Annotated in this window: 10 protein-coding genes, 1 pseudogene and 1 riboswitch; of the genes and pseudogenes, 8 read left to right on the top strand and 3 right to left on the bottom strand. The window is 45.6% G+C overall.

Annotation, left to right across the window (positions count from 1 at the left end; genetic code table 11):
• Position 1: 1 nt before the first annotated feature.
• Positions 2–3,442, bottom strand: coding sequence for an ATP-binding protein (locus EPB59_RS05020; protein ID WP_195707093.1), 3,441 nt, complete (start codon positions 3,440–3,442; stop codon positions 2–4).
• 521 nt (positions 3,443–3,963) lie between these two features.
• A riboswitch (M-box (ykoK) riboswitch) is annotated at positions 3,964–4,133 on the top strand.
• 102 nt (positions 4,134–4,235) lie between these two features.
• Here EPB59_RS05020 and mgtE point away from each other — a divergent pair.
• Positions 4,236–5,588, top strand: coding sequence for a magnesium transporter (gene mgtE / locus EPB59_RS05015; protein ID WP_055051786.1), 1,353 nt, complete (start codon positions 4,236–4,238; stop codon positions 5,586–5,588).
• Positions 5,589–5,670: 82 nt separating this feature from the next.
• On the opposite strand, the gene EPB59_RS05010 is transcribed toward mgtE, so the two are convergent.
• Positions 5,671–6,534, bottom strand: coding sequence for a DMT family transporter (locus tag EPB59_RS05010; protein ID WP_055051787.1), 864 nt, complete (start codon positions 6,532–6,534; stop codon positions 5,671–5,673).
• Between the two features lie 336 nt (positions 6,535–6,870).
• Here EPB59_RS05010 and EPB59_RS05005 point away from each other — a divergent pair, with 336 nt between their 5' ends.
• The 5 genes from EPB59_RS05005 to EPB59_RS04985 all read left to right on the top strand — a co-directional run bounded on the left by EPB59_RS05005 (position 6,871) and on the right by EPB59_RS04985 (position 11,661).
• Complete coding sequence (locus EPB59_RS05005; protein ID WP_154171723.1) at positions 6,871–8,124, top strand: aromatic amino acid transport family protein; 1,254 nt, start codon at positions 6,871–6,873, stop codon at positions 8,122–8,124.
• A gap of 179 nt (positions 8,125–8,303) precedes the next feature.
• Entirely contained in the window at positions 8,304–9,251 is a 948-nt protein-coding gene (locus tag EPB59_RS05000) for an HlyD family secretion protein (RefSeq protein WP_055051836.1), read from the top strand.
• A 9-nt stretch (positions 9,252–9,260) separates the two neighbouring features.
• Positions 9,261–10,187 (top strand): ABC transporter ATP-binding protein, encoded by a 927-nt coding sequence (locus tag EPB59_RS04995; RefSeq protein WP_154171722.1) that lies wholly within the window; start codon positions 9,261–9,263, stop codon positions 10,185–10,187.
• Positions 10,184–11,281 carry an ABC transporter permease gene (locus EPB59_RS04990; RefSeq protein ID WP_055051790.1) on the top strand — a complete coding sequence of 366 codons (1,098 nt, stop codon included), beginning with the start codon at positions 10,184–10,186 and terminating at the stop codon, positions 11,279–11,281. Before EPB59_RS04995 ends, EPB59_RS04990 begins: the two co-directional genes overlap by 4 nt.
• Positions 11,282–11,445: 164 nt before the next feature.
• Complete coding sequence (locus EPB59_RS04985) at positions 11,446–11,661, top strand: hypothetical protein (RefSeq protein WP_000828209.1); 216 nt, start codon at positions 11,446–11,448, stop codon at positions 11,659–11,661.
• Positions 11,662–11,666: 5 nt separating this feature from the next.
• Here the strand turns inward: EPB59_RS04985 and EPB59_RS04980 are convergent, their stop codons facing one another.
• On the bottom strand, positions 11,667–11,933 hold the full coding sequence (locus EPB59_RS04980) for a DUF1289 domain-containing protein (protein ID WP_154171721.1): 267 nt from the start codon (positions 11,931–11,933) through the stop codon (positions 11,667–11,669).
• Positions 11,934–12,079: 146 nt separating this feature from the next.
• On the opposite strand from EPB59_RS04980, the gene EPB59_RS04975 reads away from it, so the two are divergent.
• Positions 12,080–12,523, top strand: a complete 444-nt coding sequence (locus EPB59_RS04975; RefSeq protein ID WP_000778139.1) for an META domain-containing protein — start codon at positions 12,080–12,082, stop codon at positions 12,521–12,523.
• Positions 12,524–12,702: 179 nt separating this feature from the next.
• Positions 12,703–13,775: pseudogene (locus EPB59_RS04970) on the top strand (ABC transporter substrate-binding protein); the annotation flags it as partial.
• Positions 13,776–13,818: the final 43 nt, after the last annotated feature.

Genomic DNA, 13,818 nt, shown 5'->3' with positions numbered 1-13,818 from the left:
GTTATTCGCTCTGATGCTGATGAAGCCACTGTTGTGCCTGCTCGACCACTTCATGCATGGCATTGATCAGTTGCTGCTTATCGGCCACAAGTTGTTGTGGATCGTTTTGTTTCTCAACGGTTTTAGCCAAATCGGCTAACCGCTGTAGTTGAAGGGAGCCGGCTGCCCCTTTGATTCGATGTGCCAGTGCTTTGACATCACAGTCTGGCTGATTGAGTAAAGCGATATCTTGAACAAATGACTCTGCCACCACTAATGCCATCTCTTCGCGCTCCTCTTCTTGGTAAGCGTCAAGCCAAGATTGTTCAGGTAGTGCGACCCATTGCGTTGTGAGATAGCGACTGAGAACTTTGCGCAAGTTGGCTAAGGTATAAGGCTTATAAATAACCTTATCCATACCCGCTTGCAGAGCTTGTTCCGCCGCTAGCCTCGAATCTTCTGCAGTACAACCCACAACCGCGCCTTTAAAGAGGGATATCTCTTGCTTCACTTTTCGCGTTAAAGCAAACCCATCAAGATGTGGCATATGGCAGTCAGTAATCAACAAATCATACTGCTCAGGATGTTGCGAGAGCTTTTCGAAAGCTTGCAATCCATCACTCACCAAGGTGGCACTCAAACCAAGCTCACTGAGCTGTTTTTTGATCAATAAACGGTTAATCGCATCATCATCGGCCACTAATACGTGTCCTTGTAGCAAACGAGAATGGGCAGGATCAGCTTGAGTCTGGGTCAAATTGGAGACCTCTCTGAGCCTATTGAGCAGCAAATCTGGATAAATATTGTGGCCACTCTGCTCGACCCACTCTTCATTCTCTTCTACTCGCATTCCTAGCGCTTTTGCCCAGAGCATATAAGGGGAGCGATAAGACATAGCGACGACTTGCCCACGAAACTCATCACAAGTTTGCGTCACAAGAGGCAGGCTCACTTTAATTTGCGTCCCTTGGTCAAATTCGCTCATCACCTCAATCTTGCCATTCATCAGTTCAATCAGGTTGGCGACAATTGACATACCTAAGCCTGTTCCACCAAAGCGACGAGTGATTGTGCTGTCAGCTTGCACAAAAGGAACAAACAGCGAATCGATTTGTGTTTGAGTCATACCGCAACCGGAATCTTCGACCACGATAGTTAACACTTCAGGTGCAACGTCGATTTTAAAAACCACTCGTCCTTGGTCAGTGAATTTGATGGCATTAGAAAGAAGATTGGTCACAATCTGGTTAAAACGCAAGGCATCGAAGTTCGCAAGCAGTAACGAATTCGGCGACCAAATCACATCAAACTCAATCTCTTTGAGCTGGGCACTGGCTTCAAATCCACGCAATAACGGCCCAAGTTCATCGGCTAAATTGTACAGCCCAATATCCAGCTGTAACTGCTGCGCCTCTATCTTTGAGAAATCCAAAATATCGTTAACGTGTAATTTCAAACGCTCTGCCGAGCTTATCGCATTGGTCAACAGCAGTTGGCTTTCGCTGCTTTTTAAACGTGAAGCCAAAATCTCCATCAGCCCTAGCATCGCCGCAATCGGTGTACGTAACTCATGACTGACGACTGCTAAGAAATGATTTCGCGCTTCTACCGCCTGTAACGCTTGCTCATTGGATTGACGCAGAGCCTGCTCAGTTTCTTTTAATTCCGTAATATCGTTGAACAGCGTTAAATAGTACTTGCGTTTATTAATTGGGTGAGAAATAGCACGGCGTGTCACATGGAAATAGTGTTCGCCGATAGAGCAGCTAGATTTTGGAGCTTGAATAATAATTGAGTATTCCGCTTCATGTTGGTCTGAAAGCGCAATAAATGAGCACTCAGGCTGCGGTTGAACACACCCTTTTTCACAGCAGGTGTGATAAATTTTCCGATAAGCCGCATTGGTTAAAACAACCTCACCTTTTTCATCCGAAATAAATATCATGCTCGGAATGGCGTCCAGTAGTTCCGTCAACCAACGTAGCTGCTCAGTAGATAATTTAGCAACCTGTTCGGAGCTGCGTAATTTACCGCGTAAACGACTGAGCGATAAGGTGAGGATAAGTCCGATACTTAATAAACAACACAATATGATTAAGGCATATATCAGGACTTTCTGTTTGTCATAGCCAAAATAGACCGTGACTCGGTCATAGGCACCTTTGATTTCATCAATCTCTTGTTGGCTGAAGGTGGCTAACACCTTTTGCAGCATGTTTTGTAAACCTCGGGCATCTTTGCGTAGGAGCATCGTCATATCGGCTCGAAGATCTTGCCCCTCAGTCAATGGGGAGAGTTTGAAAGCGTCTTGATGGCCATCCAACAACATCTGATTAATCAGCACCTTATTGAGAAGTGCGTGCGTAATATCTCCATTCTCTAACGCTTGCTCAAGGTCATACATGCTGCGGTATACTTTCACATCAGATAAATTCTTTTGTGCCGCAATATAAGTGTTGAACTTGCCTGTGCGATCAAGAATACCGGTAATTGGAGTGGTATAAGGCCGAGTTGTTTCTATATAACCAAATTGGATATCCGTGTATTTTCCTGTATGAATGAAATATCGATCATCTACATAAGTCATATTAAAACTAGGGATAAGATCTACTTTTCCATGACGCAGCATATCTTCTACATCTCGGCCGTAGGCAGGAACAAACTCAAATTTAAGAATACTTTTAGTACTGATTCTCTCTAATAAATCATGTACATAACCTTTATATTTTTTCTCTTTTTCATCCCAATAAGACATCGGGAATAAATCGTCTTGAATTGTATAACGAACGACTGGATTAACATTTTCATTTCGTAAAATTTTTAGATTCGCTTGATCATTAAGGAAATAAACATCTGCTGAGTTTAATTTATTTTCCGTTAACCCCTGATGATCAGCGTCAATCACTTTATTTATTGCTGACTGTAACAGTGGTTCATTGTTATTGATCAATATACGGTTTGTTTGCACTCCCAGATCTGGATCAAAAATCACTTTACCCAATGCTAGGCGCTTTTGACTTAAGTAGTGGTTTAAGGAAACATAATTTGTCACGGTCGCATCCGCAATTCCCTGACGAATCATTTCCACAGAACTGCTGTAGTTACGAGCCATAATAATATTGGGGTAACCACGATCTTTGAGAATTTCACAATAGGATGTGCCTTGAATGCAAACCCATTTCAAGCTAGCAAAGGGTTTTTCTTCCATGGCTTTATCGCGTAACCAAATAACGCGCACATTCTCATATAACGGCTTAGAAAATAAGAACTTTCCTTCACGAGCAAGGGTTTGTCCAAACCCTATCGCCATATCCGCTTTACCTATGCTGACTGCGTTAAGTAAGGCTTCGATAGTATCAAAGCCTTTGTACTCAATATTGATCCCCAGCTCTTTGGCTATCCCTGAGGCAAAGTCATGTTCAATACCTATCGGCTCTTGACCTGTCCCCCCCCAATAAGGCATCCAGACTTCTTTTAACACTGCAATGGTGACTGTGGATTTTTGCTCTAGATACGCTTGCTCATTCGGATCCAAATAATCCGCAGCACGCACAAATAATGCAAAAACACTTAACAGTAATGTAAAGAAATATCGTTTCAATCGTCACAGACCCATGGCAGAGATCACACTTATGGATAAATAATAATGTAATAAAGATAAAATAGGCAATCTTATTAATAGCTTTAGCGTAAATAAATTCTCATATTCTGTTGTAGTTATCTTTTTGAGAGAAATTTCCTACAGAAGAAAATTAGTGAGATGAATATTATTTTATTCATCACCAAACAATATCATGCAAATGCATAGCTCTGACCAAAACTTTACGTAACTATTACATTTTCCACCACATTTTGGCTTGCACTGACAAAACTATCACACCTATAATCCCCGCCGCTCAAGCTGTTGAGCATTAAAATCCTTTTGATTAGAAAATCATGGCCTTCAAGGCTATTTTTAGTCAAAAGGAAATATACTGTGTAATTACAGCATCTCGTTAGGCGAGGCTCCTGTACAAACATAGGCCACTGATCTCACGACATCCAGAGATGCCCAAGATCAGGACAGTTTTCATCGGATTAAGGTGTTAACCCAAGTGGCTTTCGCGTGAGCGAATACGTTGTGCAGTGCTGAAGCTAGGACTCGGGGATGAAGCCTTTTTCATACCATTTCCTTTTCGCTCGTCCAATTACTGCTGTTTTCTTGCATCAAAGTTCAAACAATTCAGGTCTGTCCTGAGTCACATGAGGTATGTGTGATGAATGTAATGAAAACAAACCACTCTGTTGTTGCGGCAGCACAACTGAAACAACTCAATGAATTTGCTCGCAAACTCGCGCACTCCTCACGTCGCGATAAGTGGGTGGAAAAACTGTTCAAACTCACCGAACAAGAAATTCATTTTGTTTTACAACAGCTCACTGGGGAACAACTGGCTGAACTGATCCTGTTGCTATCTCCTCCCCGTGCAGGCCATTTACTGTGTGTTATGGATACCAACGCCCTCAATCTTGGCTTGGCTTACGCCAATCCTCGTATTGTCGAAAAAGCCTTACGTAGCTTAGATGAAGACGAGCTGCATGGCGTTTTCAACATGATGAATCCGATCAATGCGGAGCGTTATCGTGAACGCCTGCGTTGGGGAGAAGAGAGCGTTGCAGCGCATATGCACACGCAACGTTTACCGCTTCTCGACTCACAAACTGTGGTCGAAGCCAAAGAGGTTCTGTACGAATCTTGGGGAGATCCGCAAGCTCGTCATCGTTTGTATGTCACCAACCAACATGGTTTGTTACTCGGTGCTATCAATCCTAAAACGCTGCTGATGGCACATTCCGATCAGGCACTGAGTGAACTTATTGAGCCACAATGTCTGACTCTCGATGCCGATCTTGACCAAGAGCAAGCAGCGCGTCTGCTGCTTGAGCACAACTTATCGGTGCTGCCCGTCGTACATCAGCAGCAGTTAGTCGGTTTTTTCCATCTTGAAGAAGCGGTCAGTATCTTGGAAAAAGAGACCACGGAAGATGCTGAAATGCAAGGTGGCTCAATGCCACTTGACGCGAGCTATCTACAAACGTCACCTTGGCAATTGTGGAAAAAGCGCATTGTCTGGCTTCTGGTGCTGTTTGTAGCGGAAGCCTACACTGGCACCGTTTTACGCTCTTTTGAGGAGCAGTTGGAAGCGGCGATCGCCCTCGCCTTCTTTATTCCGCTACTCATCGGTACTGGTGGTAATAGTGGTACGCAAATTACCACCACCATAGTGCGCGCCATGGCAGTCGGCGAAGTGAGTTTACGCAATATCGGCACCGTACTTCGCAAAGAACTGTCAACCAGCACGCTGGTTGCACTGGCGATGGCAATGGCTGCGTGGATCCGCGCTTGGACGCTAGGTGTCGGCCCTGAAATCGGTTTGGTAGTGATGCTAACGATTCTGGCAATAGTGCTATGGAGCGCGCTGGTATCATCGGTCATTCCTATGGTACTGCGCCGTATGAATGTCGACCCAGCGGTAGTCTCCGCACCGTTCATCGCGACCTTAGTCGATGGTACTGGCCTTATCATCTACTTTGAAATCGCCAAACTGATCTTGCCTGAATTGGCTTAACCCACATTGGATTGAATGGATAACGAACACCGCCAGCGTCATGCTGGCGGTGCTATATGAGGCCTTTTGCCTTGCTCCGAGGTTACCGCAAACGCAGCAAGCTGACCCGATACAACAGCAAAGAAGCTAACAAAAATCCACAACCCAACATTTTGTTAAATGGCATGGTTTCTTGGTAAATCACCACACTTAACACTAACGTCCACACCGGCTCCAACAGCATCAGTAGCGCCGCATTCGTCGGATTAGCACTCTTTTGTCCCATGGTTTGCATTAAATAGCGCAAGCTAGTGGCCAGTAAAACACTCAATGCAAACCACTTCCAGGTCACTAGGCTAATGGTCACAGGCCAACTTTCGGTTAACCAAGATAACGTGATACCCAAACAACCTGCGGTAAACAGTTGTAAGGTGGTCAATAACATAGGCGGAAGCTGACTTGAGAAACGGCTATTGAAGTTAAAATGCAGCGCCAAACAGCAGGATGCCGCTAAAAACCACAACTGATTCGCAGCAAATTGCCAAGTGCCATTCCATGCCAACAAGAATAGTCCCACGACCGCCACGGGAAGTGAAAGCCAAAAGGCACGAATCGGTCGCTGTCCGAAAATCGGCCATGCCAATAGTGGCACAAACAACATAGAGAGGCTCATGATAAATGCGCCCTCACCTAAGGTATCACTGATTGAAATGGCGTGGATCCAACAAAAAAGTGACGCGGCGAGTAAAACCCCGACCCCCATCGATTGCAAACACGCTTGACGCGATGCTTTTTTCAGCGCGCCTAAACAAAAAGGGAGTAAACAAAGTGACGCAGCAATAAAACGCAGGCCGATAAAACCAAAAGGAGGAAGTTCTTGAATCGCTTGCTTCGAGAAAACCCATCCCCCAGCAGCCAACAGAGTCGTCAATACAAGCAGCAGCTCAGCAGGAAAACGTGTACGCATTAATTATGTTGTTCATTCGGATAGTTATGACGGCGATTGTGCGCGAAATTCGTGCCGCATGCCAGTCTCTATTCTTCTTTGCGCATCCTCTTGCTTATGCTTGAACAAAAACCGAGCAAACAATCAAAGTTACTGAAAAACATAAAATTTAAGAATTAAATCCCAAGCATTATTGAAAAACAAAGAATTAAACGCCAAGTTTTTCAAAATTTCATAGTTTGCAACGTAAGCACAAATGGACAATAGCAGTGAATATGACCAGCCTCTCAAAATGATCATAACCACTAATAGGAGTAGGATTCGCCGCATTATTATTTTTAGATAAGTGAGATTTCAGTGAAAGACTCTCAGGAATTTACCCAATTTAGTGCTGCCCGTTCAACAAATTGGACTCAACATGATACTTATTGGCTACTGAGCTTATTCGGTACTGCTGTGGGTGCCGGTATTTTATTTTTACCGATTAACATTGGTCTTGGTGGTTTTTGGCCACTGGTTCTTATGGCGGTTCTGGCATTCCCTATGACCTATCTTTCGCATCGCGGCCTTGCGCGGTTTGTGCTTTCCTCTCGCCGTCAGAATGCGGATTTTACCGATGTAGTCGAAGAACATTTCGGCCAAAACGCTGGCCGTTTAATTTCCCTACTCTACTTTCTCTCCATTTTTCCTATTTTGCTGATCTATGGCGTTGGTTTAACCAATACTGTCGACAGCTTTTTAGTCAATCAAGCCGATCTAGTCTCGCCACCGCGTGCGCTACTTTCTGGCGTTTTAGTGTTTGCTCTTATCGCGATCATGCTCAGTGGCGAAAAAATCATGCTCCGCGCATTTGCTGTGATGGTTTATCCGTTAGCGGCGATCCTTGCCCTACTCTCGCTGTATTTGATCCCTTACTGGTCTATGCCTTCGTTTGATTTCCCGCAAACCAGCGATTTCTTACACACAGTGTGGCTTGCCGTTCCGGTAGTGGTCTTCTCATTCAGTCATGCGGCCGCCATTTCAAGTTTTGCCAATATCCAACGTCGTCATTATGGTCAGCAGGCGGATCACAAATCTGAGCAGATTTTACGCCGCACCAGCGTGGTATTAATTCTGTTTGTATTGCTGTTTGTTTTCTCTTGTGTGTTGGCCCTTTCACCACAAGCTCTGCAAGAGGCGAAAGCCCAAAATGTTTCCGTGCTGACGTATTTAGCGAATGTGACCGATAATCCCTTTATCGCTACCTTAGGCCCTTTGGTGGCTTTCATTGCGATTACCTCCTCTTTCTTAGGCCACTTCCTCGGTGCGCGAGAAAGCCTAACGGGATTATTGACCAAGAACCTCGGTGTCACCATGCGCTTTGCCGAGCGTATCACCATCGTCTTTCTGTTTGTCACTATTTGGATTGCAGCGATCATCAATCCAAGTATTTTGGGCATGATGGAAGCACTTTCTGGCCCAGTCATCGCGATGATTCTGTTTATCATGCCGATGATTGCCGTATTCAAAGTGCCAGCTTTACACGCACATCAAAACCGGTTCAGCACGTTCTTTGTTCTGCTCGTGGGTTTGCTTGCCGTTTCGGCTCTGATTTACAGCCTACTTCGCTGATCTTTATCCCTTGTTGGCTCCCTGACGGGAGCCAAATTCCACATTGCCGTCTTTATGATGAATAAATCCGGTACTGCCTGTCACAGAGTTCGTTGATAATCAGTGCAAGATTTCATCTTCACAACATACACTTAACTCAAGGTGTAAATCGGTTGTCGAGCAAAATGGCGGTGGAAAACATGACCCAATCCTTTTCAATTGCAGCACTTTTCGTCTTATTACTGAGCGCATGTACACCAGAAGTCCCCCCTCAAGCACTCGGCACTTTAGAGCGTGACCGCATTACGTTCAGCGCAACCAGCAATGAAATCATTCGTGAACTTCCAAAAAATGAAGGCGCTTTCGTAAAAGTGGGTGACGTTTTGGTCAAACTCGATACCCGAACTCAATCAGCCTTACTCAACCAAGCCATGGCACAACAAGCCAAAGCGCAGGCTTCGCTCAGTAAGCTGACTAATGGCGAACGACCCGAAGATCTTGCGGTCGCCCAAGCGCGAGTCGCTAAAGCAGATGCTCTCTACCAAGAAGCCGACCTCACCCTACGCCGTAAGACAGACCTTGTTGAAAAACGCCTGATCAGTCAATCCGAGGTGGATACCGCGCGATCGGCACGCGATTCCGCCCGCGCTGAGCTAGCCTCAGCCCGTGAAGAGTTCAGCAAGCTGACCGCAGGAGCACGCATCGAAGACATCGAACAAGCACGTGCGGAACTGGCCGCAGCTCAAGCTAACGTGGCTTTACAGCAGCAAAAACTGGATGAACTTACCATCATCGCAACCCGTGACGGCATCTTGGATAGCTTGCCCTATCACTTAGGTGAGCGTGTCACCGCCAATACGGTCGTGGCCATTGTACAAGCCAATCGCACACCTTATGCTCGGGTTTATGTCCCTGAAACCCATCGGGCAAGTTTTACCTTAGGTCAAACCGTGCAGATTCATGTCGACGGTATTGAAACGACCTATCAAGGCACGGTTCGGTGGATTGCCAGTGAGCCTTCATTTACCCCTTACTATGCATTAACAGAAAAAGAGCGTTCACGTTTGATGTATTTGGCCGAAGTGGATCTGCCTGAGAGTGCGATGTCACTGCCATCGGGTTTGCCCGCCCAAGTCGATTTGCCGTAAGGAGCCACAATGAGCGATTACGCCATCCATGCCGAAAATGTCGTCAAACAATTTGGGCACTTTACCGCTATAGAAAACATTAACTTAAAAGTAGAACGCGGCAGTATCTATGGCTTTTTAGGGCCGAATGGCTGCGGTAAATCGACCACGATTCGTGTGCTCACCGGCTTGCTACAACCCACCGCAGGACAGGTCAACGTACTTGGGCTCTCAATTCCCAAGCAATCCGAACTGCTACGTTTGAAAATTGGTTATATGACGCAAAAATTCTCTCTGTATGACGATCTTAGCGTTCAAGAAAACTTGCAGTTTATCGGCCAAATTTTTGGCATGGATCGACGCACGTTAAAACAGCGAACCCAAGAACAACTGAAAACCTACGGCCTGGATGAACGTCGTAAACAGCGAGTGTCAGGCATGAGTGGTGGGCAAAAACAACGCTTAGGATTAGCCGCAGCCACCATGCACAATCCAGAGTTACTGTTTCTAGATGAGCCTACTTCTGCCGTTGATCCCGAAAACCGTAGAGAATTTTGGGAACAGTTATTTGACCTTTCAGCGCAAGGCACCACGATTCTGGTTACTACGCACTATATGGATGAAGCCGAACGTTGCCACCGTTTGGCCATTATGGAATCGGGTGAAATTCGCGCTGACGATGAGCCTGAAAAATTGATGCAGCAGATGGGTGTGAATATTGTTGAGATCAAAGCTCCTGCTCTGCGCCATTTAAAAGAGCAGTTGCTTACCCTGCCGCAAATTCGCTCCGCGGCACAACTGGGGGTGCGCTTACGCGTATTAATTTATCGGCAAGTTGATGACCCCATTCTTTGGCTACGCAGCACTTTCCCACATTTAGCACAGGCAGAACTGACATTAGCACGACCAAGTTTGGAAGATGTGTTCGTCACCGTGACAGGTAAGGGGCGACAATGAACAGCCTATTTCGCATTAAAGCAGTGCTAGTTAAAGAGTTTCGTCAACTGTCACGAGATCGAATTACCTTCGGTATGGTAGTGATGATCCCCCTAATCCAACTGTTGTTGTTTGGGTTTGCCATCAATACTGATGTACGTAATATTCCTATCGGCGTCGTCGATCAAAGCCATTCCACATTCAGTCGGCTTTTAGTGGAGTCAGTGAAAGTCACCCAAGTTGTCAGCGTCAAGCAACATTACTTCACCGTGCCAGAAGCTGAACAGGCCATCGAAAGTGGCGCAATTCGCGCGGCGCTGATTTTGCCAAAAGATTTGGTGGCGCGCAGTCAGCAGCAGCGTGAACTTGGACAATGGCTGATTGATGGTTCTGACACCATGATTGCCGGCGCGCTGAGTGGCCTCAAAAATATGCCTCTCACCGACTTTACGGTGCTGAAAACCCCACAGGCCTCTCGCACTTTTGAAATCACATTGCTTTACAACCCTAGCCGACGTTCAGCCGTCAATATTGTTCCCGGCCTGCTTGGGGTCATTTTGACCATGACGATGATCCTATTCACCAGTGCCGCGATTGTGCGTGAACGCGAGCGCGGAAATTTGGAACTATTAATCACAACACCCGTACACTCGATTGAGCTGATGATCGGTAAGATCGTGCCTTATATTTTTGTAGGACTCATCCAAGTGGTGATTATTCTTGGCTTGGGGCATTTTATCTTTGCGGTTCCAATCAATGGCTCACTCAGCCAGATTTTATTTGGCACATTGCTGTTTATTTCCGCCAGTTTGACCTTAGGTTTAGTTATCTCAACCATTGCCAACACTCAACTACAAGCCATGCAGATGACGGTGTTCATTCTACTGCCTTCTATTCTGCTTTCCGGGTTCATGTTCCCGTATGAAGGCATGCCTATTGCGGCACAGTGGATATCTGAAGTGCTGCCCGCCACACACTTTATGCGGGTGATCCGAGGCATTGTGTTACGTGGTGCAGACTTAGTGGATTTGTGGCGCGATACGCTCTGGCTCGCGCTGTTTACCATTGTTGGATTACTGATTGCCGCCATGCGCTTTAAAAAATCGCTTGATTAGCCCCCAATTGGGGCAAATTAAGGCCTAGCACTGAATACTATGAATGAGATAGCGAAATAAAATGTGAGGATAGCATTAGAAAATGTACGGCAAATGAACGTTGACGATAGTGTGACTGAGTTCTAACTTTTTAACTCAGTCGCTCGAAAATCGGAGGTTTGCCAATGAAACGTAACAGTAAGAGTTTTCGCCTGAAAATGATTAAAGAGGTCGCCACACGTAGACAACGAGTGGAAAGTTGCAGCGACCCAATGGCTCGGTATATTTACGAAATGATGACCCAAGTAACAGATCCTAATGCCAACGAACCTCGCAAGTTTGCTGGTAACCATTTTGATGATCAAGTGGGAGGTTGGGTCAGTGACTTATGGTCTGAATGATCCACTCAAAACAGAGTGGGCTGAGCGTCTGTCATTTGCGGTTCACTTTCGCTCAGGCTCACTGTTTGCTTCTGACCACGCGCCTCCGCCTGCTTACGGCGATAACGCTGTCGACAGAGTTTGATCACATGCAGTTGCTGAGCTGGGGTCATACTCAACCAACCAAAACGTTCTTCCCGCTTGCGTAGGCAACCTTTGCAATAGCCTTTCTCATCGACACTACATACCCCAACACAGGGGCTGACAATATTGAAAAACTCAAGTTGCTCCATGAGTAACTCACATCCTTATTGACTGACTTCGGGCTCGGCTCTAAATCGACTAGGTTCAAAGTTTCATATAAACCATGACCTTATGCTGACAAAAACAGTGTTTTATTCACTATACTGTGCGGGTTTCCACATTCGGAGTGAATATTATGAAGCTTAGTTCAAAATCGTTACTTGCTGCAATTACCCTACCTGTATTGATGACAGCTTGTGCAAGCAATGGTGATAACGTGCAAATTACTGCTCAAGATCTTCAACACCACAATTGGCAACTGACCCAAATTGATGGCAAAGATGTGGCGAAAGATGAACACAATGAAGCCCCTCGTTTAGAAATCGGTGAAAAAATGATGGCCAGCGGCAATGCCGGCTGTAACAACTTCTTTGGTAAAGCAGAACTTAAAGATAACCAATTCCGCATCGAAAAAATGGGGATGACCATGAAGATGTGTCTAGGTGATGTGATGGATACGGAACAAGCCGTGTCACAAACACTGACCGACTGGAGCAACATCACCCTAACCAAAGAAACATTGACTCTGAAAAACGATGTTCACACTCTAACGTTCACTCTACGTGACTGGGTAAACTAACCCTCATTTCAGAGTGATTGAACGTTTAACGGCAGCGGATTAAGCTGCCGTTTTTGTATCTTCATTTCCCTATGGACAACAAGGAAACCGAGCATTTTGATTTTTTTCCTTCATAATGAAAGACAAGCATCATTTTGTCGGTCTAAGAATACGATACAGTCGAATAATAAGGACAATTCATGAAAAAACTGCTGACCTTCCTCTCTGCGTGCGCCCTTTCATTTACCGTTTCTGCGCAGTCATGGGAAGACATCACTGAAAAAGCTCGTGGCCAAACTGTTTACTTTCACGCATGGGGCGGTAGCCAAGAAATTAATAGCTATTTGCGCTGGTCAGCAGATCTACTCAAGTCGCGTTATGGCATTACTTTGCAACATGTTAAAGTGACCGATATCGCTGAAACAACCACTCGTTTAATTGCTGAAAAAGCGGCAGGTAAAAACGAACAAGGTAGTGTTGATCTCGTGTGGATTAACGGTGAAAACTTCAAATCCATGAAAAACAATGGGTTACTTTATGGCCCGTTTGTTGAAATGTTACCTAGCTGGCCAATGGTCGATCAAACTCTGCCCGTAAGCAGCGACTTTTCTGAACCTACCGAAGGGCTAGAAGCACCTTGGGGGTTGGGCAATTGGTGTTTATCCATGACAAGCAACTACTGAATAATCCTCCAGCATCATTTGCTGAATTACTCAGCTATGCGCAAGCCTTTCCAAATCGCATTAGTTACCCGCAACCACCTGAATTTCATGGCACCAGCTTCTTAAAAGCCGCTTTAATTGAGCTGACTCAGTATGCCCCAGAATTGAATCATCCTGTCGACCCCGCCACCTTCCAGCAAATCACTCAACCGCTCTGGCAATATTTGGATGAGTTGCATGCTGTCGCTTGGCGTAAGGGCAAACAATTTCCTTCAGGCTCAGCACAAATGATGCAATTGCTGGATGATGGGCAATTAGATCTCGCGATCACCTTCAACCCAAATGCGGTTTTTTCAGCGCAAGCGACCGGCAAATTAGCCCCGACCGCACAAACTTATGCGATGAAAAATGGAGCATTGACCAACATTCACTTTTTAGCGATTCCTTGGAATGCCAATGCCAAAGAAGGTGCTTTAGTAGCTATCAATTTCTTGCTCAGTGGGGAAGCTCAGTCACGTAAAGGGGACTTAGCGATTTGGGGAGATCCTTCTGTATTGAAATCGCAATATCTCAATGGCAGTGCGAAAAACACCATGCTGTTTCCCGCCATTGCAGAACCTCACCCAAGCTGGCAAAGCGCACTAGAAACCGAGT

The sequence above is a fragment of the Vibrio metoecus genome (genome assembly GCF_009665255.1).
GTDB lineage: Bacteria > Pseudomonadota > Gammaproteobacteria > Enterobacterales > Vibrionaceae > Vibrio > Vibrio metoecus_B.
Note: the sequence above shows the minus strand (reverse complement) of the source record. Positions and strands in the feature narration are given on the sequence as shown.

Coding starts and splice junctions, on each gene's coding strand:
- EPB59_RS05020 (WP_195707093.1), bottom strand. CDS start 3,442: ATGCCTTATTGGGGGGGGACAGGTCAAGAGCCGATAGGTATTGAACAT.
- mgtE (WP_055051786.1), top strand. CDS start 4,236: ATGAATGTAATGAAAACAAACCACTCTGTTGTTGCGGCAGCACAACTG.
- EPB59_RS05010 (WP_055051787.1), bottom strand. CDS start 6,534: ATGCGTACACGTTTTCCTGCTGAGCTGCTGCTTGTATTGACGACTCTG.
- EPB59_RS05000 (WP_055051836.1), top strand. CDS start 8,304: ATGACCCAATCCTTTTCAATTGCAGCACTTTTCGTCTTATTACTGAGC.
- EPB59_RS04995 (WP_154171722.1), top strand. CDS start 9,261: ATGAGCGATTACGCCATCCATGCCGAAAATGTCGTCAAACAATTTGGG.
- EPB59_RS04990 (WP_055051790.1), top strand. CDS start 10,184: ATGAACAGCCTATTTCGCATTAAAGCAGTGCTAGTTAAAGAGTTTCGT.
- EPB59_RS04985 (WP_000828209.1), top strand. CDS start 11,446: ATGAAACGTAACAGTAAGAGTTTTCGCCTGAAAATGATTAAAGAGGTC.
- EPB59_RS04980 (WP_154171721.1), bottom strand. CDS start 11,933: ATGGAGCAACTTGAGTTTTTCAATATTGTCAGCCCCTGTGTTGGGGTA.
- EPB59_RS04975 (WP_000778139.1), top strand. CDS start 12,080: ATGAAGCTTAGTTCAAAATCGTTACTTGCTGCAATTACCCTACCTGTA.